Source organism: Mesotoga infera (assembly GCF_900157305.1).
GTDB classification, from domain to species: Bacteria; Thermotogota; Thermotogae; order Petrotogales; family Kosmotogaceae; genus Mesotoga; species Mesotoga infera.
The window spans coordinates 1,141,850-1,164,849 of sequence record NZ_LS974202.1 but is presented as its reverse complement, the minus strand read 5'-3'; the positions used below and the strand labels follow the sequence as shown (position 1 = coordinate 1,164,849).

The 23,000-nt window shown below is 43.5% G+C and carries 19 protein-coding genes and 1 pseudogene; 18 read left to right on the top strand and 2 right to left on the bottom strand.

Going from position 1 to position 23,000, the window contains the following annotated elements; translation table 11 throughout:
• Positions 1-9 precede the first annotated feature (9 nt).
• The 5 genes from MESINF_RS05310 (at position 10) to MESINF_RS05295 (ending at position 4,955) form a co-directional block, all read left to right on the top strand.
• A complete protein-coding gene (locus MESINF_RS05310; RefSeq protein ID WP_169698867.1) occupies positions 10-1,422 on the top strand; it encodes a zf-HC2 domain-containing protein in 1,413 nt (470 codons plus the stop codon).
• 137 nt (positions 1,423-1,559) lie between these two features.
• Complete coding sequence (locus MESINF_RS05305; RefSeq protein WP_169698866.1) at positions 1,560-2,417, top strand: hypothetical protein; 858 nt, start codon at positions 1,560-1,562, stop codon at positions 2,415-2,417.
• Positions 2,418-2,705: 288 nt separating this feature from the next.
• Positions 2,706-3,152 (top strand): transposase family protein, encoded by a 447-nt coding sequence (locus tag MESINF_RS13655; RefSeq protein WP_231936877.1) that lies wholly within the window; start codon positions 2,706-2,708, stop codon positions 3,150-3,152.
• Positions 3,152-4,279, top strand: a complete 1,128-nt coding sequence (locus tag MESINF_RS05300) for an ISL3 family transposase (RefSeq protein WP_231936876.1) — start codon at positions 3,152-3,154, stop codon at positions 4,277-4,279. The genes MESINF_RS13655 and MESINF_RS05300 overlap by 1 nt, the downstream gene beginning before the upstream one ends.
• A gap of 256 nt (positions 4,280-4,535) precedes the next feature.
• Positions 4,536-4,955, top strand: coding sequence for a 5-methylcytosine restriction system specificity protein McrC (locus tag MESINF_RS05295; RefSeq protein ID WP_169698865.1), 420 nt, complete (start codon positions 4,536-4,538; stop codon positions 4,953-4,955).
• Positions 4,956-4,993: 38 nt separating this feature from the next.
• Here the strand turns inward: MESINF_RS05295 and MESINF_RS05290 are convergent, their stop codons facing one another.
• The gene (locus tag MESINF_RS05290) at positions 4,994-5,587 is read right to left on the bottom strand and encodes a site-specific integrase (protein ID WP_169698864.1); all 594 of its coding nucleotides are present in this window, start codon (positions 5,585-5,587) and stop codon (positions 4,994-4,996) included.
• Between the two features lie 283 nt (positions 5,588-5,870).
• Here MESINF_RS05290 and MESINF_RS05285 point away from each other — a divergent pair, with 283 nt between their 5' ends.
• The 5 genes from MESINF_RS05285 (at position 5,871) to MESINF_RS05265 (ending at position 14,351) form a co-directional block, all read left to right on the top strand.
• Positions 5,871-6,605, top strand: coding sequence for a DUF6577 family protein (locus tag MESINF_RS05285; protein ID WP_169698863.1), 735 nt, complete (start codon positions 5,871-5,873; stop codon positions 6,603-6,605).
• Positions 6,602-7,102: a nucleotidyl transferase AbiEii/AbiGii toxin family protein gene (locus MESINF_RS05280; RefSeq protein ID WP_169698862.1), complete on the top strand. Its 501-nt coding sequence runs from the start codon at positions 6,602-6,604 to the stop codon at positions 7,100-7,102. Before MESINF_RS05285 ends, MESINF_RS05280 begins: the two co-directional genes overlap by 4 nt.
• Before the next feature lie 143 nt (positions 7,103-7,245).
• Complete coding sequence (locus tag MESINF_RS05275) at positions 7,246-7,425, top strand: type II toxin-antitoxin system RelE family toxin (protein ID WP_169698861.1); 180 nt, start codon at positions 7,246-7,248, stop codon at positions 7,423-7,425.
• 516 nt (positions 7,426-7,941) lie between these two features.
• Entirely contained in the window at positions 7,942-12,780 is a 4,839-nt protein-coding gene (locus MESINF_RS05270) for a DUF4011 domain-containing protein (protein ID WP_169698860.1), read from the top strand.
• Between the two features lie 194 nt (positions 12,781-12,974).
• On the top strand, positions 12,975-14,351 hold the full coding sequence (locus tag MESINF_RS05265) for an acyl-CoA thioester hydrolase/BAAT C-terminal domain-containing protein (protein ID WP_169698859.1): 1,377 nt from the start codon (positions 12,975-12,977) through the stop codon (positions 14,349-14,351).
• Between the two features lie 250 nt (positions 14,352-14,601).
• Here the strand turns inward: MESINF_RS05265 and MESINF_RS05260 are convergent.
• Positions 14,602-15,111 (bottom strand): annotated as a pseudogene (locus MESINF_RS05260) (ATP-binding protein).
• 36 nt (positions 15,112-15,147) lie between these two features.
• On the opposite strand from MESINF_RS05260, the gene MESINF_RS05255 reads away from it, so the two are divergent.
• The 8 genes from MESINF_RS05255 to MESINF_RS05220 all read left to right on the top strand — a co-directional run bounded on the left by MESINF_RS05255 (position 15,148) and on the right by MESINF_RS05220 (position 22,999).
• On the top strand, positions 15,148-15,414 hold the full coding sequence (locus MESINF_RS05255; RefSeq protein WP_169697945.1) for a transposase: 267 nt from the start codon (positions 15,148-15,150) through the stop codon (positions 15,412-15,414).
• Between the two features lie 11 nt (positions 15,415-15,425).
• Positions 15,426-15,659 carry an IS3 family transposase gene (locus tag MESINF_RS05250; protein ID WP_169698858.1) on the top strand — a complete coding sequence of 78 codons (234 nt, stop codon included), beginning with the start codon at positions 15,426-15,428 and terminating at the stop codon, positions 15,657-15,659.
• A 412-nt stretch (positions 15,660-16,071) separates the two neighbouring features.
• A complete protein-coding gene (locus tag MESINF_RS05245) occupies positions 16,072-17,013 on the top strand; it encodes a sugar-binding transcriptional regulator (RefSeq protein WP_169698857.1) in 942 nt (313 codons plus the stop codon).
• Positions 17,014-17,032: 19 nt separating this feature from the next.
• Positions 17,033-17,944 carry a substrate-binding domain-containing protein gene (locus tag MESINF_RS05240; RefSeq protein ID WP_169698856.1) on the top strand — a complete coding sequence of 304 codons (912 nt, stop codon included), beginning with the start codon at positions 17,033-17,035 and terminating at the stop codon, positions 17,942-17,944.
• Positions 17,945-18,043: 99 nt separating this feature from the next.
• Entirely contained in the window at positions 18,044-19,558 is a 1,515-nt protein-coding gene (locus tag MESINF_RS05235) for a sugar ABC transporter ATP-binding protein (protein ID WP_169698855.1), read from the top strand.
• Positions 19,559-20,515, top strand: coding sequence for an ABC transporter permease (locus MESINF_RS05230; protein WP_169698854.1), 957 nt, complete (start codon positions 19,559-19,561; stop codon positions 20,513-20,515).
• The gene (locus MESINF_RS05225) at positions 20,496-21,503 is read left to right on the top strand and encodes an ABC transporter permease (protein ID WP_169698853.1); all 1,008 of its coding nucleotides are present in this window, start codon (positions 20,496-20,498) and stop codon (positions 21,501-21,503) included. The genes MESINF_RS05230 and MESINF_RS05225 overlap by 20 nt, the downstream gene beginning before the upstream one ends.
• Positions 21,500-22,999 carry an FGGY-family carbohydrate kinase gene (locus tag MESINF_RS05220; protein WP_169698852.1) on the top strand — a complete coding sequence of 500 codons (1,500 nt, stop codon included), beginning with the start codon at positions 21,500-21,502 and terminating at the stop codon, positions 22,997-22,999. The genes MESINF_RS05225 and MESINF_RS05220 overlap by 4 nt, the downstream gene beginning before the upstream one ends.
• Position 23,000 lies beyond the last annotated feature (1 nt).

Genomic DNA, 23,000 nt, shown 5'->3' with positions numbered 1-23,000 from the left:
GTGATAGAAATGAGTTCGAAAACTGACAAGATAATTACCCCTCATGTAGATCAAGAAACAGTGTTAAAGATGGTTTCCGGAGAGCTGGATCCTATGGAGAAGGTTGTGATGGAGTTACATATAAAGGGATGTAAATCTTGTAGGAAAATCTACGAGGAATCAAAAAAGAGAATCCAGGTTCTGAACAACTGGTCTATTGATACGTTGAAAAATCTCAAAAAAGCCGACAAAAGGATCGTGATAAGTGGGATAGGGTTATCGGGGGTCGAGTGTGCCAGGTGTGTTTCATATATGGACAGACGAACCTGCTTTGTACTGGAAGGAGAGATTCTCTTCGGTAATGCTCTTGAAAACACAGAGTATCTTCTACTGCTTGTAGATGCTTCTTATGGGGCTGTCAGCGGTGATTACATAGAGAGAATCGCAATTGCCAAAAGCAATGGTACAAAAGTTCTCACCTTGGTATTCTCATCACGCACAGGCCTTATGTGTACTGAGGAGCTTAAGAGATTCATAATTGCAGTCGGAGAAGTCAGTGAAAAACTGCTAGTCCCCGTGGGATTTCCTTCAATTAGGAGATCACCTGAAGAAATCTGTCGTTTAGGATTGGATGTTCTCAGCCAACTCGGTTCGAAAGCTATGCTATTCGTTAGTGATAACGAGTTTTGTATGCTCTCAGACAACTTCTTATATGCAATGATAGAAAGAGTCGAGCATGTACTCAACCCCTTGACTCTAGTTAAGAAGATCAAAAACATCCTAAAAAAGCTCCCGGGAAGTAACTCGAGAAAATCAGTGGCAATAATTTTCCGTACGTCGAAACTAGATTCTAATAGAGGTCTTAATTTTGCTACAATTGAAAAGCAAATAAAAAAAGCTTTAGCTGGGTATTCAATTGCGATAAGAATTGATCCGGAATTAGGGGACGATATCATAAGCGCCACTTTGATCATAGGTTTGTCGAAAGTTGATGATATTATCATAGCCGAAAGAGTTGCAAAAACCTCCCGCTTCTCGAGAAAACCGGCTTACTGGGCAACTGGACTTGGCTTGTCTGCATTAGCAGCTCTTGCTTTCTTCTTGGTAATGGAAAACAGAAACATTGAGAATTACAGGAAGCAATTATTCAATAGACTCGATAACCTTAGAGCGATTATCTACAAGAACTACGATATCAGTTCATCAAAGCTTGATACCTACAATGAAACCATGTATTACAGCGGGAAATACTTGCAGAATTTGTCTAACAGTCTGAACTTGTGGGAAATTAGATTAATCAATTACGAAATGCAGTTAAGCTTTGCCGATTCAATTAAGAAACTCTCCACTATCGACAAGATGCTGGAGAACATCGAATGGCAATTCTGGGAAGAGATATTGAGAATTTCTCAGGAAGAATCTCCCAGAAATATGTTCAACTAAGGCTTTTATAAAGATTTAGTTTAATTCTAGTTGAAAAATTTTGAACAGGAATAATAACACAGCCATAGCACCAATATAGTTCAGAAGGGTGTTGAAGAAAAAACAGGCAAAGTACTCCAAAAGGGGAGGTGTGTTATATGCGTAAGAAAGGAATTGCAACACTTTTAGTAATTATAGTGGTTTGCATTGCTGGAGTTGGAATTGGTGGAGCTCTTTGGTGGTTTAATAGGCCTAGCGGGAGTGTGGAATATCTGGCAATCAAGAAGACGCTAGATGACATGGCAAACAAGGTGGAAGCTAATGAAAAAGCAATAAAAGCTGCCGAACAACTCGTTGTGGAGTTAAAGAACGAACAAATCGTATATATTGAAAAGCTCGCCGAGGCCAATCTAAAGGAAAAAGGAGTCGAAGAAGACTTTAAAAAGGCTTTGGAAGATTACAATCTATCTGCAAGAAAAGCTAACAGACTTCAAGAAGAACTGAGTGCATATGCGGGAGAGTCTGATCTTAACAAGGTAGTAGAAATAGGAGGTGTAAACGCCAGTCTGCGAGAACACCAGATCAATCTTTCACATATTAACACCGAAACCTCTCTTAAAGCCCAGACGGTAGACTTGAAAAGACAGTATTATGAAAGCACGAAGCAATTGGTCGAAAATTCCAGGGCGACGATAGACAAGTTGAAATTTGATATCATGGAATGGGAAAACAAGATTGTACAATTCAAAATAATACTACAAAACAATAAGATGCAACGATCATTTTTGAAGGATCAGGCAGAAATGTATACCGGAAGTAAATCCAAGCTTGAGAGCCTAATGGCAACTGCAAAGTCGATCGAAGAAGCGTTCTTGAAGCAGCAGGAAGTTGATAAGATCATTTCTGAAATGAACTCAGCAAAGACTGATTACAAATGGGAAGATATTCCAGAGCCTTTGCCGGTACAGGTTCAAATACCTGAAGGTGGATGGAAAGAAATGCAGTACGAATTTTGAATTGAGCGCGGCCTTTACGCCGCGCTTTTTCCTATAAACATAGGGTGTCTCTATAGTGAAAGAAGGTCTCGATAGATGTTATTATTCTTCACATCCCTTTCCCAAGTGCTCCAAATGATCTCATTGCAGGTTCGATGATACTAAATAATTCCAACCAGCATCATGAACCCATTTAGGAGACGAGTTTGTTTTTGGCAAGTGGGAAATGGTTCTTCCTCAGTATGTATGAGGGAAAAGAGAAAACGGTGTAAAATTAGGATAAGGAGCGAAATAAGTTGTAGAGGGTGGATGAGGAACTTGGAAGAGATGCTGAAGACACTTGACCGGGATTTAGTACTGACCGAAACAGTGATTCACGAGAACAGAATAGAGTTACATACGAAGATGGCGAGGGAAGAAGCAATCTGTCCGTATTGTGGAGCGAAATCGAGGAGTGTACACAAGATATATATCAAGACAATTGCCGATCTGCCGGTTCAAGACAAAGAGGTGAGGATAGTATTGCAGAGAAGGGTGTTCTTCTGCAAGAATCCAGAGTGCGCTAAGTCGCAATTCGCAGAGAGATACTCTTTCGTGGAGGACTATGGAAGAAGAACGAAAAGGCTGAACGAAAGAATAATCGAACTGGCAGCCAACATGAGCGCTCTGAAAGCAGAGGGAGTTGTCAGTAATGGGCTTGTCGAGATATCGGACGATACGATACTGAGGATGTTAAAAAAAACAGCAGTCAAGTAATGACTCAGTCAAGGATAGTCTGCATAGATGATTTCGCGATCAAGAAGGGGCAGACCTACGGCACATTAATAGTGGACTATGAAACTTCGAGGGTTGTGGACATGATTCCATCGAGAGATACAGATTCAGTTGTCCAATGGCTGAAAAGCTATCCCGAGATAGAAGTGGTTTCAAGAGACGGATCGATCGGATACGCAAAAGCTATAAGAGAAGCTTTTCCCGAGGCGATGCAGGTGAGTGATCGTTTTCACCTGGTAAAGAACCTGGTCGATGGGGCAAAGGAGTATATAAAGCGTACAATACCTGTGAGGATAAAGCTGGAAGCATCCATCACCCCAACCGATCAAAAAGCGAAAAAGCTCACCAAAGCTGCAATCAGAAAGCAAGATAGAGAAGAGGCAAAGAATGAGCTTGTCAGGACAGTGAAAGAAATGCACCTCAACGGCTATTCAGCGAATGCCATTTCTAGAGAACTCAAGATAGACATTAAGACGGCAATCAAATACATAAAGCACCAGGGACGCTTTGTGAACGCCTCAAGAGAAAGAAAAAGCATTCTCGATCCATACAAGGACACCATAATTGCCCTCAACCACGAAAGAAAGAAGATAGTTTACATATTCAGAACTATCGCAAAAGACGTTTACAAAGGTTCTTACAGAAGCTTAAGCGCCTTTTTGGCTGAATATAACGAAGGTCTGGGAAGGAGACATAGAAAGACTTCACCTGAATCAACGCTTAGAAGAGGAATGTTGATCTCGCTTCTGAACAAAGACATCTCGAAATTCAAAGAGGCAGATCAGAAGAAGATGAAAGAGTATATAGAAACCGACGGTAACTTACAGAACCTGTACTCGGCTGTGAACAGGTTCAGAGAAATATTGAAGGGCAAAGATGAATCGAGACTTGAGGACTGGCTCTCAGAAGTAAAGAGATACAACATCCGCGAGCTGAACACTTTCATCATGTCGGTAGAGAGAGACATTGAAGCGGTGAAGAATGCGATAAGAACCGAGTTCAGCAACGGAATCATAGAAGGCGTTATAAACAAGATAAAGGTGATTAAACGGATAATGTATGGCAGATGTTCCTTTGAACTTCTGAGATTGAAGGCCATTATGAGCTAGTTCATAGATTGTGAGGAAGAACCATTTCCATTTTGCCATTCACACGAGTTCCAGCGATAATAGCTTATCTTTAGAAAACCGAGTTCTATTAGATTAACAAGCGCTTCTTGTGAGTCCTTGACAGAGAGACCAAAAAACACTTGGAGATACTTCTCTATTTCCGTGTTTGGCACAGCAGAATTTACCTTGATATTTTTCGGACCAAAAAAACAGGGTCAGACTCCTATTTTCAAGTATCAACATCAGGACTCAGGATATGACTTATAGCCTCTTTGATACACCCAGGCGCGCCTTTGCTCTTCGCCCGTATATTGTGCTGGAATTCGGTAAGCATAAAGTCGTTATGGATACAAAATGGAAACTCCTCTCAGATACCGAGCGAAACAGTGGTATTTCGCAATTAGATATGTACCAGATGTACGCATATGGCAAGAAGTACGGGGCCGACAGGATTGTCTTGCTTTATCCCTATTCCGACAGGATCAGCAGGACCGATATCAGATACGCCTCCAATGACAACGTTAAGGTTGACGTGCGTTTCGTTGACCTCAGAAATCCCGATAGCAGCATTTCCGACATTCTGTCTGAGGTTACAGATGCTGTGGCTTCGAGCGCCGGGCAAGGAGTAGCCCGCAAGCGCGAGAAGACGCAGATATTGGAGGCTCTATGGCCTTAAGGATAATACCGGTCCGACATCGTAGGAGTAGCCAGCTGTTATAAGTTCAGCTCCACATAGATATCGTTAAGCTGCTCCTGGGTGATACCAATATACCGCAGGGTTATCGCCGGCGAGGAATGGTTAAGCATCTTTTGAATGTACTCCAGAGCCACGCCTTTTTTGTACAGGTGATAGCCGAAGGTCTTGCGGAGCGTGTGCGTGCCGATCCCCTCATCCAGTCCGACCATATTCGCATATCTATTCAGCATCTGCCAGGCGGCGATGCGTGTTATGGGTTTCAGTTCGCCTTTAGCGGTTTTTCGTGACAGAAATACAGGATCCTCGGGAGATACACTATCGAGAGAATCGTAATACAGCTTCAACGCTTCCGCGACCGACTTGTTTATAACAAACGTCTTCACCTTCTTCGTCTTGATCTCCATTACATTCAGCTGATCCCCTGCCTTCAGAAGTCTACTTCCACCGTTTATGAAGCTGCTCCACTTCAGAGCGAGAATATCAGAGATCCTCAGGCCGGTGTTAATACCCAGAGTGAAGAGAAGAAGGTCCCGGTAGTTGGATTCACCCTTCATTATTGACTTCATCGCGTCGATCTTCTTAGTGTCTCGTATCGGCTGGACTTCCTCCATAACTACACCTCGTAAAATGCCCTGTAACGCGTTTTCTTGTGCGGTACCCTCAAAACCTCACCTATATGCCCGGAGACAAAACTTTCAGCACGGCGCGTTTAATACAGAGGAATCTGCCCGCCTTAATTGCTGGCGCGATCCTTCCAGTCTTCCAACTTCTCGGGTCCTCTTGGGTCTGTGACTCCAAGCATAACTTCTGCAAGCGTATGAAAGAAAGACGCTATGCTATAATATATAAGTGGCAATGATAACTATATATTGCCGTTAATTGCAGGTGATTTCTATGAGCTATATTGACCAAAGCGATATAAGAAACTGGTTCGAGAACGATCGGTTTCTGACAACCGATGAACTGGTTAAGAGGCTGAGTCTTCGTTTCCCCGACGCGAAGGCTGGGACTCTTCACGCAAAGCTCCACCGACTGAAGAGAGAGGGGCTCGTGAGAAACGTCAGAAGAGGCCTATACGCTGCCGGAAGCAAGCGGGAGTTCGAGCCTGCCGTATCGAAGGAACTCGCAGGTTTATCCAAGAAGCTCCGGAAGAGGTTCCCGTACCTGGAGAGCCTGTGTGTCTGGGACAGCAGATGGCTGAACGAGTTCACGGTTCACCAGGCTCTCTCTTCGATAGTGATCATAGAGAGTGAGCGAGATACAGAGAAGGCAGTGTTTGAATTCGTCAAAGCTTCCTGCTCCCGGGTTTTCATCGATCCGACTCCGAAAGAGATAGACAACTACATCCTCGGGTGCGAGAAGTGTTTCGTTGTAAGGCCGCTTGTGACCGAAGCCCCTATAACGTCCTCTGGTGACGTCTCCATTCCGAAGCTGGAGAAGATACTTGTCGATCTTGTCTGCGATAAGGATCTCTTCGTATCCTTCCAGGGAGAGGAGCTGCGCAACATATACAGGAGAGCTTTGACCGATTACGATGTGAGCCTGAGCACGATCAGAAGATATGCGAGCCGCCGTGGAAGGCTGGAAGAGGTCAACAGACTTATTGAGCAAGAAGGGGAGAGCATATGATCACAAAGAACTCCGCTACCGGACAATGGCTGGATGCGGTTATGAAATCCTACAAGAAGAACGATCCCGGAATAGTCGAGAAGAGCATAATGGCGCTGACGTTGCTCGAACAGCTTTCCGTTGAAGGCCTCGACTTCATATTCAAAGGCGGGACGTCTCTTATGCTTCTGCTGGATAATTTCAGCAGGTTTTCGCTGGACATAGACATATTGCTCCGCGATGAGCGGGAAGGCCTCGAGGATATATTCGATGCAATCTGCAAGAAGGGCGTATTCAAAAGCTGGTTCGAGGATGAACGCAAGACTCCCTCGGATGTTCCCAAAGCTCACTATGGATTCGTGAGGGAATCGGTGCTGGACGGGAGAGAACGGGCAGTCTTTCTGGACATCCTTTACCAGGAGGTCGGCACGAGGTCGCTGTTGAAAGTCCCTGTGAGGCATAGGGTAATAGAGACAGCACCGCCGGACGTGTTGGTGACCGCTCGTGAAGCAAGCTGAACAAGCTGAAGAAGGCAGATCCAGAAGCCTTCTTTTATCTATTCAACGCATTGAAGTTGGTCGAACAGTAGGTTCCAGTTACCTGCGAGTGAAATCAGGCGCTTGCGTGGAGAATCTACTTTCGAGCCGGCCGATCGGTCGGCGTGTCCAGATACTACGATGGAAAAACCGACAAGAAACCCTATGTTAGAAGCCTTACCGGCAAATACTATGGACTCCTTCAGCTGAGAGTCGGAGATTACAGAATCATCTTCAAACTCCGGGGAGATGAGTTCGTGATTTTGATTATCATAATAATCAGGCTGGAGGATATTTACAGATAGTCCCGCTTTATACACAGGCTGAATACCTGGATGATTTGGCGATGATATGATCACATTGAAAGGGGGCGGTCTAATGGATACACGTCAGCTCCTGAGGAAAGAAATAGAGACCATACCCCCGATACTCTCGTAGAAGAAATCCTTCGGTTTGTAGTGTCACCAGGTGTTTAACGGGATTTCGAAGTCTCAACTCATGCATATCGAGGTTCTTCACATTTTTTGTGTGTTCACAAAACTGATATAATCATGCTGAACAAATGCCCAGAATCTAATACGACTAAAGCCATGTAAACTCATGACTGTTCGTACTGTCTAAAAAGCTGATTCTCAGAGAATCTCGCTATTGGTGATGTCTATTATAGGGCCGGCAAGTTCTGTCGATCGGGATGAATAAGACTTGCAACATCACATATTTCCAAGCTATTGGTGGGTTGAGTCATTGTCTATGCGCTTTCCAGATTTCTTTTGCTCTTTTGCGGCAGAAGCTGTATGACCCATTCGTCAGGAGGGATGTAATTGCAGAGTAATGATGCTGTTTCGGTTAAGATCGAGAAGTGGAAGAAGGCATTGCTAGATCTCTCGATGAGAAATATGCTTATCAACTTCAGGCAAAGCAAGACGAGCAATCTGAAGTTGATCAAACCTTCAATCGATGAGATTTTCGAAAAGGTTGTTCTTCAAGAAAAACAGATGAGCTTCATTCCTCTCCCCACGGTAAGCGAAGATGATGAAAGGCGAGTAACTCAAAACTTTGTTTCCCCTAAATCAAACCAGATACTGACCGACCGTGAAGAAAAGGAGATGAATCTTGTTCTGAGCAGACTGAAGCTCAGATCAAGAACGTCTTATGAGGAGATGGGGATAAACACTCTGTTCATGGTTTTCGGATTCCTTAGATGGAAAGAAGTAGATTATGGCAAAAACTTCGTGATCTCCCCTCTGTTGCTTGTTCCAGTTACGATTGACCGCGAAACGATCGCTTCTTCCTATACGGTTAGGATCATCGATGATGATATAGTGCTCAATCCAACGCTTACTGAGAAGCTGGAGGAATTCGGCCTTGATATTAATCCCGCCTTCGATCAGGACTCATCACCCGATAAATCGACTCTCAGTAATTTGTTCCTCAGTGTTAAAAAGCTAGTTGAACCGATCGAGGGCTGGACAGTCATCGAAGACGTTGCTCTGGGGATCTTTTCTTTTGCAAAGCTTGCTATGTACAAGGACCTTGAGAACTATGTGGAACTGATATACAAGAACTCTGTTTTAAGAACCATCGCAGAGGGAAAGCCTTCGGATGTTAAAGATTACGAGTCCGACCTGACTGAAGATCTGGATGAAATAGTTGATCCTGTTGATTCTTATCAGATACTGGATGCCGACTCCAGTCAACAAGAGGCTATCATTGCAGTTAAGAAGGGTCAGGACCTCGTGATACAAGGTCCTCCCGGAACCGGAAAGAGCCAGACGATAGCAAACATCATTGCAGAGTGTCTTAGTCAGGGAAAGAGAGTGTTGTTTGTCAGCGAGAAGATGGCGGCTCTTGAGGTTGTCAAGAGGCGTTTGGATGATTGTGGATTGGGAGATTTCTGTCTGGAGCTTCACAGTAAAAAGACCGGAAAGAGAGTGGTACTGGATGAACTGGATCGAGTACTTAATGAAGCGAACAATCATGCGGTAGATACAAAGAATCTTGAGCATGAGCTATCTAGATTGAAGGAAATAAGAAATAGGCTCAATAACTATGTTAAAAGGCTGCACGAGAAACGGGCCGGTCTTGAGATCTCGGCATTTGATCTTCACGGAAAGCTCGCCGTACTACATGATGTTCCTCAAGTGAGTTTCGATTTTAGAAATGCACAGGAGATAACACGAGAGCAACTAGATGAGATTATCGGCGATCTTGGTAACCTTGAGCGTCGCGCTGAAATGTACAGAAACTACAAAAACGACGTTCTCGACAAAGTCAAAGCACTTGCACCGGATGCCTTTTTCGCTATGCGTCTGCGCGAGTCTCTTGAAAGGATGAAAGAGATAATCGCGAAACTGCGGAGAATTTGCGAAGAAGTGTCCCTGGAATCGAGGTCGGCTTTGAATGAAAAGTTCTTGGATGTATATTCAAAGCTATCGAAGATTCTCAAAATCTTTGAGAATGACAGCTCAAAGGAAACCAGAGTCTTGAAACTTGCGGAGGATCTCCTTTCGGATATTACAGTAATCATCGAAGACGTTCCATCGAAACGCAGAGAGTCATTTATGAAGCTAAAAGAGTCGATTGAAAACACTTTGGCCTCGCATAAGGATGTCAGCCGTCAGTTCGATAAAGTTAGCTCGCTCTTGGGAATAAATAATGCCTTGAAGTCTGTGAAGTCATTCGAGGAGACGGTGTCATTGCTCAGCAAATATCGACCGGCTATTCTTCAGTTGAATCACAAAGAGCTTCAGAGAAAGTTCTCGGGTTCATACAATAACTTCTTCGGTAGGTTGTTTGGGGGTTACAAGAAGAATGTCCGTATTCTTTCCTCGCTTAAATACGACGGAGTTTTCAGTAGCGAGACAATCGTTGAAGATATGCAAAAGGCGGAAAGAGTTCTCTCCCAGTGTGGAACGATTACAAAGGCCTGTGACGAAAAGGAGTTGCAAACTGTTCTCGACAGCTCGAAAGGCGGCATCGAGAGTTTCTACGAGTGCTACCATAATTTCGAAAAGGCTCTTAGGAATGGCGAATCAGATCTTAAGGAACTCCTTGATTATTTTTCAGACTTTGCTGTTCTACCATACGGATCCAGCACCTCGCAATCTCTCTCAGGAGCGGGTGACTGGATAGAGCGTGTAATCTCAACACTGAAAGCACTGTACATAGAGCTGGAGAATCTCTTCGATATGGTAAACACAGAGCCATTCTCAGACGGTAAGTCTCTCTTCGACTTCTCAGGGTTTGAGGAATTCATAAATAGACTCCATGATTCCCTTCCCAGACTAGATGATTGGCTGTCAATGAAAAAGAGCATGATCGCTCTTAGAAGCTCCGGGCTGGAAGACTTTCTTGAAAGAGCAGAGACAAATGAAGTAGAGCCCGGAATGCTCGTAAAGGTCTTCCTCAAGAGCTTTTATAGCAAGCTCTTGTCAGCGTTCTATAACAACGATGAAATACTGAACTCATTCTCCGCAAGCGATCATAATCTTCTTGTTGAAAAGTTCCGGGTTCTCGATTCGAAGCAACAGCTGTACGCCAGAAAGAGACTCGCTTCTTTGCTCGCTCAGAGGGTTCCCGTTGCCAATCTTGTGAACTCTGGAAGTGCCGAGACTTCAATTCTTAAGAGAGAGATCGCAAAAAAGAGACGAAACAAATCGATAAGGAGACTGTTCTCAGAAATACCAAATCTACTTCAAGTTTTGAAACCATGCATGATGATGAGCCCTCTTTCGGTTAGTGTTTTCATCGATCCAGAGAAGTTCAAATTCGACGTTGCCATTTTCGATGAGGCTTCCCAGGTATTTCCTGAAGACGCGGTGGGGTCAATCATGAGAGCTAAACAAGTGGTAGTCGTGGGAGACAACCGACAGCTGCCTCCCACAAGTTTCTTTAAAATCTCTGAACCTGATGAAGCCGAACTGGCAGATGAAGAGTTTGATCTCGAGAGCCTTGAGAGTATTCTAGATGAATGTAGCACGGCGGGACTTCCTGAGAAGAAGCTTCTCTGGCATTATAGGAGCCGCCATGAATCACTGATAGCCTTCTCAAACTATCACTTCTACTCGAATCGACTGAGTACCTTCCCCGGCAGCAATTTCGACGGACTCGATTCTGGAATTTCCTTTGAATACGTTTCAGACGGAGTTTATGATAGGGCCAAGAGCAGAAAGAATCTACAAGAAGCCCGCAGAGTGGCAGAGATGGTTATGAACCATGCGGAAAGAAAGCCGGGTGTATCTCTGGGAGTTGTCGCCTTTAGCGAGGCCCAGCAGACGGCAATACTTGATCGAATTGAAGAACTACGTTCACAGAATCAGTCTCTAGAAGGTTTCTTCAAAGAAGACAGGCAGGAACCGTTCTTCGTGAAGAATCTCGAAAACGTTCAAGGTGATGAAAGAGATGAAATGATCTTCAGCGTTGGATATGGTAGAGATGCTTCGGGAAAGCTGACCATGAACTTTGGCCCCCTAAACAAAAGCGGAGGAGAGAGAAGACTGAATGTTGCTATAACCAGGGCAAGACAAAGGGTGATCGTTGTAAGCTCAATTAAGGGAAGTGACATTCCTGCTGAAATCCAAACTCCAGGAGTCAAAGCGCTAAGAGAGTATTTGAACTACGCTGAGCGGGGAGGAAGCAGGGAATTCCTTCTGAAGGAGGCAGAGTACACGGCTGGTGAGTTCGAGTCGCCATTTGAACAAGAGGTATATGAAGAGCTTACTGCCCGTGGTTTCAATGTACACAAGCAGGTGGGATGCTCCGGTTATAGAATAGATCTCGCCATTGTCGATAAAGAACACCCGGGAAAATACATCGCCGGAATCGAATGCGATGGCGCCATGTACCACTCGGCAAGGACAGCCAGAGACAGAGATAGACTTCGTCAACAAGTACTCGAAAGACTCGGCTGGAAGATTATAAGAATATGGTCAAGGGACTGGGTCTTCGACAGAAAATCGGAAATTGAAAGGGTTATTGCAGAAATAGAAGCCGTGAGCTCTTCTTCTGGGAAGGTTGAATATCCTCACAGTCAGGAAGAGTCAGCGATCGAAAACCGTTTGCCGTCGATAAAAAGAGAAGAGATGACTCTTCCCGAATACGAAAAATTTTCGATGTTCGACTTAAACAGATTGATTTCATCGCAAAAGATTGTCTACATGCATGTCCTTATGAAAGCGATTATTGAAAAAGAAGCTCCCGTTCACCTTGATGAAGTTGTATCGAGGATTGCCTCGTTTTATGAGACGAATCCTCAGCGACTTCAGATGATGACTTGGGATATGTACACCAAGTCTGGAAATATCTCGCGTAAGAGTCTCAGGGAATACGTTATGACACAATTTCCTAGGGATTCGTACGTTCTTCAGGGAGATTTCTTGATCAAGCGCAACGAAAAGATACTTCCAAGGAAATCGGCCAGCAAAGACGATATAAGAAAGCCTGAGCACATCGCTCCGGTCGAGATCCAAGAAGCGATTAAACTTTGTTTGAAGAACGCGTTCACAATGTCTAAAGAGGACTTGAAAAGAGATGTAGCCGGACTGTTCGGTTTCAAAAGAATGGGGGCTATCATATCGAATGTTATAGGCAAAGAAATCGATTTTCTGATTCGCAACCATGAAATCAAAGTTCAAGGAGAGAAGATCAGTATAGGAAGATAAAAACAGGTTCTTCCTCAGCATATATTGGAGAACGGAGAAAAGGGCGTAAGACAGGAGAGAAGCGAAATAAATCGTAGAGGGTGGATGAGGAATTTGGCAGAGGTGTAATAGTGTTAATGCTATAATGGAAATATCATAACAATAAATGTTACATGACTTTACCTGAGAACGGTGATTAAAGGAGGGAGTGGCACTTGAAAAAACTCTTCACAATAGCCTTGATAGAAGTATTGCTCTTGGGGCTACTGTTTCCTTCATTTACCAAGACGGCAAAAGCGGCTACACCTATGCAAGCTAAACTCAATGTGTCACCGCAAGAAGTATTGTTCGGCGACCCTGTGAATATTGTAGTGACAGGGCTTACGGCTGGACAGATTGCAACACTCATCGTTTCCGGGAAGGACCAGTTTGGTAATACTTGGTCGTCTGAAGCATCTTTCCAGGCGGATAAAAACGGAACCGTCGATCCTTCGCGGGATGCTCCGATAGAAGGCTCCTACCGTGGTGTGGACCCAGCCGGATTATTCTGGTCCATGGTCTGTAAGCCTGCAAGCAATATGGTCTCTCCATTCGCTACACCGCCTACTTTTACAATAGCTTTATTTATAGATGGAGAGGAGAAAGACCAACAGGTCGTTACCCGAATTGTCAATCACAATCTCGATCGACTGGAAGTTTCCGATGAGATTGTCGGAGTCTTCCTGATGCCCCACGAGATTAGCAAGCCTACACCGGCGCTTATCGTTCTGGGGGGTTCCGAGGGTGGCGTAAAAGAAGCCTGGGCGGCTATTATTGCTTCCAAAACCCGACTTCCTACTCTGGCGCTGGGCTATTTTGGGGCTGAAGGTTTGCCACCAACGCTGGAAAATATCCCTTTGGAGACTATCGAAAAAGCCTTGAACTGGTTGGCCAGGCAACCGAACGTGGTCTCCGACAGCTTTGGGATTATCGGAGCTTCCCGGGGAGGCGAGCTGGCTATCCTGGCAGCGTCCCTTTTTCCCCAGATTAAAGCGGTGGTTGGATATACCCCCAGCGGCGTTATCTGGCAGGGAATAGGCTCCAGCGAGAGCCCTGCCTGGACGTATCAAGGCAAGCCTTTTCCTTACCTGAAGTTCATGGAGGATGAAGATTCTCTGCGACGGTTCAAGGAAGCTCAAGATAACGGCACACCCTATCTTGGTTCATCTTCTTTCCTGTACAGCTTAAAAATGCAGTCCGACTCTCTGGAAGCGGCTACCATTCAGGTGGAAAAATCAAAAGCCGCCTTTCTGCTCATAGGCAATCCCGGTGACGGAGTTTGGCCATCTGACATACTATCCAAAGTCACAATCGATAGACTTCAGGCTAATAACCATTCCCGTTATTATGAGCTCCTGAGCTACGACAACGGTGGACATATGCTGATTACATACCCTTACTATCCGACTACTATGCGCCAGTTTTATCTGCCTACCATAAGTGTCTGGGAAGGACTGGGAGGAACAGCGGAAGATGCGGCCAGGGCGGCTCGAGATTCCTGGGAAAAGGTCATTGATTTTCTGCATCGTGAATTGCTGACCGATAGTGACTAGCTCAACTTATGCACTTTGACTTAACCTAGAAAAGGAAATAGAACAGGGTCATTGAAAAAGGCATGAAATCATCGTATATTCGTGGTGATCAGACCATACGAAAGGATGATTTCATGCCCACAACGAATATATCACAGATTATCTCGGATGTCATCGGTTCAGTTCGCTTCTTCCGTATAGAGCAGAGAAGGTTTGTTGAAGTGTCAACATCAACCGGAAATGTGGAAAAACATCAACGATTTTTGTGAAATCAATGACCAGGCAAACTAATCAATTGTGTACCAATAAGACCGGTTTTCTGTTTCTCTCTAAGCCTGTAACTCTTTCCTCGTATGTTGACAATGGTACAGTGATGCAATAGTCTGTCAAGAACGGCTGTTGCAAGTATCTCGTCTTCAAAGATTCTGTTTCATTCTGCAAAGCCTCTGTTTGAAGTAAGGACTATGCTTCCCTTTTCGTATTTCTCACTCACCAGTTCAAAGAAGAGCTTTGCACCTTCATTTTCAAGTGGGAGATACCCCAACTCGTCTACAATGAGTAGCTCAATCGATTTGAAGTAACCTATCGTCTTTTCGAACCGTCTTTCAGAAAAGGCCTTCTTCAGCTTGTCCACAAGCGATATTGCATTCACAAAGTAAACCTTCTTCCCTTCTCTGAGCGCTTCCATTCCCAGGGCTACTGCCAGATGTGTTTTTCCAACCCCGGGAGGTCCAAGCAGAACGACATTCTCTTTCTGGTCTGCTCCCCTAAAATGATACAAGGTAAATGATAGACTTACTAAGGGAGGCGAACCAAAATGAAAGGGAAAAAGTACTCAATCGAGAAGATAATTCAGATCCTCTCGGAAGCAAAGATGACCTCAGTGACTGCCGTTTGCAGAAAGTACAACATATGCACAAGCACATACTATCGCTGGCAAGACAACTACAGCGGTCTATCTTCAAATCAGGCAAAAGAAATGGCTGTCCTCAAGGAGGAGAACGAATCCCTAAGAAAGCTTGTAGTTGAGAAGGAGCTGGAAAACCAGGCTCTCAGGGAGTTCATTAAAAAAAACGAGTCTTGAGAGATGCGGTGATGTTCTTGAAGGAGTTCGGTTTGCCAGCCAGGATCATCTGTGAAGGCTTCTCAATATCCAGAGCCAAGCTCTACAGGTTGCTGGCCCCTTCGAAGATAGATCCATTATCATCCACAATGGCGGTGATCGCTTACGAACACCCGGAATATGGTTACAGAAGGATTCACGTTCTCCTCAAGAGAGAAGGCATTAAGGTCAATCACAAGAAGGTCTACAGGATCTGCTCGCAATGACCTTGAAAGAGATTAATTAGGCTATCTATGGCTGGATCAAAGAGCATAATTGTCAAAGACCACATTCGAGTATCGCTTATGAAACACCGATCAGATTCCATATTCTCAGTTACTGATTCGCGAGTGATGATTCGCTGTGAATCATCACTATTGAGACACTCTTTATGCAACACTTTCTCTTTATACTTGTCTCACTTTTGGGGGCATATCATTGCTGCCAAAGTTGAGTATTAGGAAGAAGCATTTCGACTTTTCCATACACACTTATCTCTAGCAGCTACCAAAAAATGAGGATTTCTCCATTAATTGCATCTGTAAGCCTTAGACTACGTATAATACATCCTAATCGTTTTAGGATTATTTTGAGAAAGGACTTTATAATTATCGAGTAAATGCCCAATGAGGTGAGCAAATGTTCGAATACGATATGATGATTCGTGTCACTTGGATGTACTACTGTGAGGACAAGACTCAAAGCGAAATCAGCTCTATCTTGAAGATGTCACGACAGAAGGTGCAGAGACTTCTGAGCAAAGCAAAGGAACAGGGCTTGGTTCAGGTAAAAATCCTCAATTCTGTTCATAACCTGCTCTCGGTTGAGGGAAAGCTGAGAAAGGTATTCTCAATTCACGATGCTGTCGTTGTACCTACCGCCGAAGATAGTGAGGAACTCAGGAGAAGTCTTGCTCGCGCCGCAGCCAATTACCTGTCTCCTCAACTCGAGAAGATAAGCATTCTTGGTTTGGGAAACGGGGCAACTCTAAGTCACCTTCCGAATTATGTCGATCCATCAATTACGTTCAAGAAAGATTTCAAGGTGGTCTCTCTACTGGGGAATTTGCTTAGGAATTACTCTTCGAACCCCACGAGCATTGGGATGAAGTTTTCGGATAGATTTGGAGTTCCTTATTATGGTCTTTGGGTTCCTTACAAACTCGATACAGTAGAGGCGGTAGATACCGTGGTGAAACAGAAAGCCGTGTCTGAGGTACTTGAAATTATTAAGAGGGTTGAAATTTCGGTAGTAGGAATAGGTAGTACCATAAATAGAAACTTGAACAGCGGCATTGTAAATGAGGCGGAGATGAAATTGCTTAAATCAAAGGGTGCGGTCGGAGATATTCTTGGAAGATGGTTCAACATTGAAGGCAAGTTTGTCTGCGAAGAACTAAACAGGAGAGTTATTGGTGCGGATGTAAAGACACCAGGAAAGACCATTGGAGTAGCTGGGGGCATCGAAAAAGCCGAGGCGATCCAGGGCGCACTTGAAGGAAATCTAATAGATGTACTTATAACTGATGAAAGCACTGCAAATACAATCCTTGAGAACAAATCTAGATCGAGTTCCAAATAATCCGAAAGGGGGTAATGAAATGAAAACAAGAACTTTGTTAGTGATTGCTGTCGTGTTAATGCTTTCTGCTGTAATGTTCGCTAATGCACCATTGATTGGAATTTCTGTTATCGGCACAGAGCATGATTGGGATATTCAGGCCTACAATGGAGCAATTGCAAAGGCAAAAGAACTAGGGGCTGAGGTCATTGCATTCGATGGTGAAAGAAGACCTGAGAAGATGCTGAACGATGTAAAGACCTTGATCTCGAGAGATGTAGATGTTCTGATCGTAATTCTGGGATATCGAGATGTAATTGAGCCTGAATTGAAGATCGCAAGAGAAAAAGGTATTAAGGTAGTTACAGCTGATTTTCAGTCTGTCTACAGTCAGTGTAATGTTTCAACAAACAACATGACTGCAATGGTTGAGCTTGTTTTGAGAATGGTAGCTGACCTAAAAGGTGAAGGCGAAGTTGGAATTTTCTTCAGACCAGGCAGTCCAATAGCCGAATTGAGAAAGAAATGCTTCGATTTGGTTTTGAGCGAATATCCAAACATCAAAGTGGTAGCCGAAGAAGCTTACGTTGTTCCGGGAACAGTTCCTGACGCTTACAACAAAACAAAAGACATGTTGAGAGCCCATCCAGAGATAGATGCTTTCTGGTCTCTCTTCGATCAGCCAATGATAGGGGCTGCACAAGCAATCGATGATATGGGAAGTCAATATCATGCCAAGTGCTATGGCTTTGACGGAGATCCTACTGCTCTGAAAATGATTGCTGATCCTAACTCCTCCTTTGTAGCTACAGTAGCACAGCAACCTTACAAAATAGGTGAGACCTGTGCGGAAGTCGCAATGGATCTCCTTGCTGGAAAGGAAGTTCCAGTTCTCAGATTTGTAGATCACATTTTGGTTACTACAGAAAATGTAAAGGATCTTCTAAAGTAGGGCTAATTCTTCAACTAGTCAGCTCTCAGTTTTTTAAGGAAAAGCCCCGTCTGGAAATGACGACGGGGCTCAATATTAAGAGAACATTGAGGTGTCGAAATGAATAAATCATTACTCAATATGAAAGGAATCACAAAGAGATTTCCGGGTATTCTTGCCTTGGACTCAGTAGACTTCGATGTTCCAAAGGGTGAAATAAGAGCCATAGTTGGAAAAAACGGCGCAGGCAAATCCACGCTAATCAAGATCCTGACGGGAATCTATACTCCTGATTCTGGGAGTGTCGAAATCGAGGGAAAGCATTTCAGCCATATAACACCAGATGTTATGTATTCTGAAGGAATCCAAGCAATATATCAGGAGAACGATTTGGTCTCATACTTCACTGTCGGAGAGTCGATAATGCTCAACAACGAACCCCGAGGCACAGTGAGGGCATTCATTGACAGGAGAGACATGAATGAAAAGGCACATCAATTGCTACTAGGAAAGATAGGCATAGACATTGATCCAAGAAAACTTATAAGAGATCTCAGCGTTTCTGAGAAACAGTTAGTTCAGATTGCAAAAGCACTTGTAAGAGAACCAAAGATAATGATATTCGATGAGCCAACAGCTCCCCTCTCAGCTAAAGAAATCGATAAACTTTTCGAAATCATTCGTGGACTTCGATCTCATGGAATAACAATCATATATATTAGTCATAGATTTGAAGAGATATTTGAGATAGCCGATTCAATAACGATAATGCGTGATGGAAAGAAAATCGTTGATCTCAATCTCAAAGAAACCAATGAGGACGAGATCATTAGCCATATGACGGGTGGAAATATGCAGATTGCTAGTAGAAGTGAAGGAGAAAAGAGAAAGGTTTCCGACGAAATCATGCTTGAAGTTGAGGATCTAGAAACTGAAAGAATTAACAAGATCTCCTTTTTGCTCTATAAAGGTGAAGTTCTTGGACTCTTCGGTGCTGAGGGAGCAGGTCAAGTTGAATTGGTTCGAGCATTCTACGGGTTGCTACCAAAAAAAGGAAAAATCAAGCTGAACGGTAAGGAAACGCACATTAGAAAGCCGACCGATGCAATAAGGAAAGGAATCGGATATGTTCCTAGAGATAGAAAGGAAGAAAGCTTGGTTAGGACATTTACATTGGCCGAAAACATAACCCTTTCTCATCTAAATGCATTTTCCCCAGTCGGTTTTGTAAATAAAAAATCCGAACTAGAAATTGCAGATCAGATGATAAAAGATTTGGCGATAAGTACACGAAGCGCGAAAACAGTAGTAAGCTTCCTCAGTGGTGGTAATCAGCAAAAGGTTGCGATTGCAAGATGGCTAGCATTTCCTCTCAAGATTCTAATACTCGATTATCCAACTATGGGGGTTGATGTTCAGGCTAAACTGGAAATCTATCGTCTCCTAAAGAAGATATCTTCAGAAGGAACATCGATAATAATAATCACCCCAGAATATGAGGAGATCAAAATGCTTTGCGATAGAGTAATGATTCTGAAGGATGGGCAACATAGAGTCACTCTTGATGTGAAAGACATAGATGAAGATATACTTCTGAAGAATGCTATCGGATCATCCGGAAGTGTGGTGTCATAAATGGAAAACGCATTGAGAATCACAAAATTCAAGAGTTACATCACTTTTGGAATATTCTCTTCAGTAATAATTTATCTGATCATCGTATCCCCGGGCTTCTTGAGATTCGACAATCTAATGAACGTAATTGTCTCCGCCACTTTTGTAGCAATACCGGCTATGGGGCTTGGAACAATTATGTTATCAGGATCATTTGATCTTTCTTTTGTAGGAATAATTGGGGTCGTATCAGTAACGTCTATCAGAATGGTTCACGCTGAAATACCAATTCCAGTTGTGTTGATAACAGCACTAGCAATTGCTTTGGGATTTGAACTGGCAAACGCTTTCCTGATAATCAAATTGAAGATACATCCTTGGTTAACCACAATATCAACGATGTTAGCTGCTCTCGGTCTTGAGAAAGCTATAAGCAAGGCTTACTTTCTGACAACTTCGCATTCGTTCTTTCAAACAATCAGATTTGAGAGCTTTATAGGAGTTCCTCTCCCTGTATGGATTCTTGGCCTGTCTTTTCTAATGATGTACTTGCTCGTTCACAAAACTGCGTTTGGTATGCATCTATATGCTGTGGGAGGGAATGAGGTAGCTGCAAGAAAGGCCGGTCTCAAGGTTGAAAGGTTACGTTTTAGTTCCTTCGCAGCAATGGGGGTATGCATTTGGATTGTCTCACTTGTTTACCTGTCACAGCTTTCAGGTTATACTCCAGAAGCTGCGTACACTAATTTGAATGAAGTGATACTGTCAGTGTTTTTCGGAATGTCGATTTCTAGAAAAAACGTCATAACTATTCCGGGAGCTGTTGTAGGTGCTCTTTTCGTGGCACTCTTGGCAAATGGACTTGCACTTTCAGGTGTCAGCTCATACTGGATAAAACTCATTGAGGGTTGTCTAGTGATTGTCGTAGTCATAACAAATGCTATGGGGAGTGGTGAAATTGTCCAACTCGAAAAGTAGTGTGATATCAACCAGCAGTACTACGTCCCGGAAAGCTATTGATTTTCTGGTAAATGGAAGCATAATAATCGGATTTGTTGGTGTTGTGATCTTCTTTGCTATAACGAGTAGCTCATTCTTCAAGTGGGACAACATTTCCGACATTCTTCTGAGACTTTCTATAACAACACCAGCTGCATATGGGGTAATGCTAGCACTTGTAGCAAAGGGCATTGATCTTACTCCAGGAACAACAATGGGGCTTGTCGGAATTACTGTCGCAAGCGGCGTTACAGCCGGAATGAACTTTGGTCTTTCAATACTTCTTGCGGTCCTAGTTGGAGTTGCTGTCGGACTAGTAAATGCTTTCTTAATTGCAAAAGCCAATCTGAATCCGTTTATAGCAACGATATCTGTGCTATTTATTGGCAACAGTATAGAAAAGAGTGTCACAAGGGGAGGGCTCCCAGTCTATCTTTATCCCGCCCCTCCTGCTCTCAATCAAATATATCGCGGTAGCACTCTCGGAATCCCAAATCCGATTTTGATTCTCATAATACTTACCTTGTTGCTCTATTTGTTTCTTGAGAAGAGCAAATATGGAAGAAGACTTTATGCATGTGGGGAGAGTATTAAGGCCTCAAGAGCTTCCGGCATTCCTGTAAGGCTTTACTATGGAGCTGCTTATTTTATTAGTGCTTTGTGTGCAACTATAGGCGGAATAATTCTCTGCTCTCAGATACGTTCAGGTCAGCCACTCGTAGGTCATTCCTACATGTGGGACGCCATCGGTGCCGCGTACTTGAGTACAATAATGTCAAGAAGGAACTTCAGACCAAATGTATTTGGAACGCTTTTTGGTGCAGTTGTCATGGCTACGGTCGCAAATGGCCTTACATTGATGGGACTCGCTTTCTACTGGAAAGAGTTTGCCAAGGGTCTGATAATTTTGATCATGCTACTTGTTTCTGTCATGAAGAAGCGCTATGAAAGGAGCCGCTTGTTTTGAGTAGCTCGACGCTAACAATAGATGTTAGTACAGGTGGGATTCATATATGCATCGTTGATAAGAGGATGCAGATTATCCACAAAGAATACAAGGAGTTCGAGTACTTGACGTCAGAGATTCCTGGCGCAAAGGAAATTGATACTGATACCCTGTGGGCGTTGCTAATTCAAATGATGCGAAGTCTACGATTTAGGCCAGACCTTACAGCAGGAATTTCTGAGATCGCAGTTACAAGCCAGCGTGAAGGCTGCGTCTTTTTGGATAGAGAAGATCGAGTCTTGTCTGCCTGTCCTAACATTGATTCTAGGGCATCTAAAATTGCTAAATCACTTCCTAGAAGCACTAAAGAGGAAATCTACGATATAACTGGCCATTGGCCGGACTGCTACTTTCCGGCCATGCGGCTTCTTTGGTTCAAGCACGAAGCGCCTTCAACGTATACAAAGATCAGCCGATTCATGATGCTTAATGAATGGATTGTATATAAGTTGCTCGGAAAGAATAAGGATGAATCAGTGTCTGAGGAGACAAATGCTTCGGAGTCAATGCTTTTTGATGTGCGAAAGAGAACTTGGTCGCATCAAATTATCGAATTGCTTGAGCTTTCACATCTTCGGCTTGCAAAAATCGAGAAGCCAGGTACAATAGTCGGATCTGTTAGCAGTTCACTAGCCCGAGAAATCGGAATCTCAGAAAGTGTTGATGTCAAGATTTCTATGGCCGATACTCAGTCAGCAGTTCTTGGGTCGGGCGGATTTGAACCTGGAGACATTGTAATTGTTAATGGTTCCACGACTCCTGTACAGCTAGTTACAGATTCCCCCATATTAGATAACCGGCGTAGAACTTGGACTTGTCCGTATCTACCCGATCTCTGGACACTTGAGAGTAACTGCAGAAAGACAGGTCTAATGTTCAGAAAGATTAAGAATGATCTCCAAGAATTGCTTTCGCAATTCGATGATAGTCTATCTCTTACTAGTGAACAATTAGATAAGATTATTTCAATCAATGCAGATAGATCATTTGACACAATGGCTTTCCTTGGCCCTGGTATATTTGACGTTTCACAGGGCAAAGATCTCCCGATCTCTCTCTCCTTTTACGATGAGCGAGTCAATATCTTTAGTGCAATTCTGATAGGATATATAGAGAACCTGACCTTTGCAATAAAAGCGAACATAGAACAGCTGAAGGAGATATCAAACATTAGCCTAAGGCGAATCATACTAACAGGAGGTGCATCAAGAAATAGCTTACTAAGAGTTATCCTTCCAAGAATATTGAGAGAAAACGAATTATTAATTACTGACAACCTCGATACTACTTCATTAGGTGCTTCAATAATAGGCAGAGAGAAGGACTCTGAAATTGAGAAAGCATTATTGAATTCACTAAGCAGACTTTCCTCAAATGAGGACATGGTGGGTGACTTCTACAATAAGAAATTTGAAATGTGGAAACAATGGTACTCAAAGATGATTAGCATAACATGAC

Excerpts from the sequence above, each read along its gene's own strand:
- MESINF_RS05310 (WP_169698867.1), top strand. The coding sequence starts at position 10 with ATGAGTTCGAAAACTGACAAGATAATTACCCCTCATGTAGATCAAGAA.
- MESINF_RS05305 (WP_169698866.1), top strand. The coding sequence starts at position 1,560 with ATGCGTAAGAAAGGAATTGCAACACTTTTAGTAATTATAGTGGTTTGC.
- MESINF_RS13655 (WP_231936877.1), top strand. The coding sequence starts at position 2,706 with ATGAGGAACTTGGAAGAGATGCTGAAGACACTTGACCGGGATTTAGTA.
- MESINF_RS05300 (WP_231936876.1), top strand. The coding sequence starts at position 3,152 with ATGACTCAGTCAAGGATAGTCTGCATAGATGATTTCGCGATCAAGAAG.
- MESINF_RS05295 (WP_169698865.1), top strand. The coding sequence starts at position 4,536 with ATGACTTATAGCCTCTTTGATACACCCAGGCGCGCCTTTGCTCTTCGC.
- MESINF_RS05290 (WP_169698864.1), bottom strand. The coding sequence starts at position 5,587 with ATGGAGGAAGTCCAGCCGATACGAGACACTAAGAAGATCGACGCGATG.
- MESINF_RS05285 (WP_169698863.1), top strand. The coding sequence starts at position 5,871 with ATGAGCTATATTGACCAAAGCGATATAAGAAACTGGTTCGAGAACGAT.
- MESINF_RS05280 (WP_169698862.1), top strand. The coding sequence starts at position 6,602 with ATGATCACAAAGAACTCCGCTACCGGACAATGGCTGGATGCGGTTATG.
- MESINF_RS05255 (WP_169697945.1), top strand. The coding sequence starts at position 15,148 with ATGAAAGGGAAAAAGTACTCAATCGAGAAGATAATTCAGATCCTCTCG.
- MESINF_RS05250 (WP_169698858.1), top strand. The coding sequence starts at position 15,426 with ATGTTCTTGAAGGAGTTCGGTTTGCCAGCCAGGATCATCTGTGAAGGC.
- MESINF_RS05245 (WP_169698857.1), top strand. The coding sequence starts at position 16,072 with ATGTTCGAATACGATATGATGATTCGTGTCACTTGGATGTACTACTGT.
- MESINF_RS05240 (WP_169698856.1), top strand. The coding sequence starts at position 17,033 with ATGAAAACAAGAACTTTGTTAGTGATTGCTGTCGTGTTAATGCTTTCT.
- MESINF_RS05235 (WP_169698855.1), top strand. The coding sequence starts at position 18,044 with ATGAATAAATCATTACTCAATATGAAAGGAATCACAAAGAGATTTCCG.
- MESINF_RS05230 (WP_169698854.1), top strand. The coding sequence starts at position 19,559 with ATGGAAAACGCATTGAGAATCACAAAATTCAAGAGTTACATCACTTTT.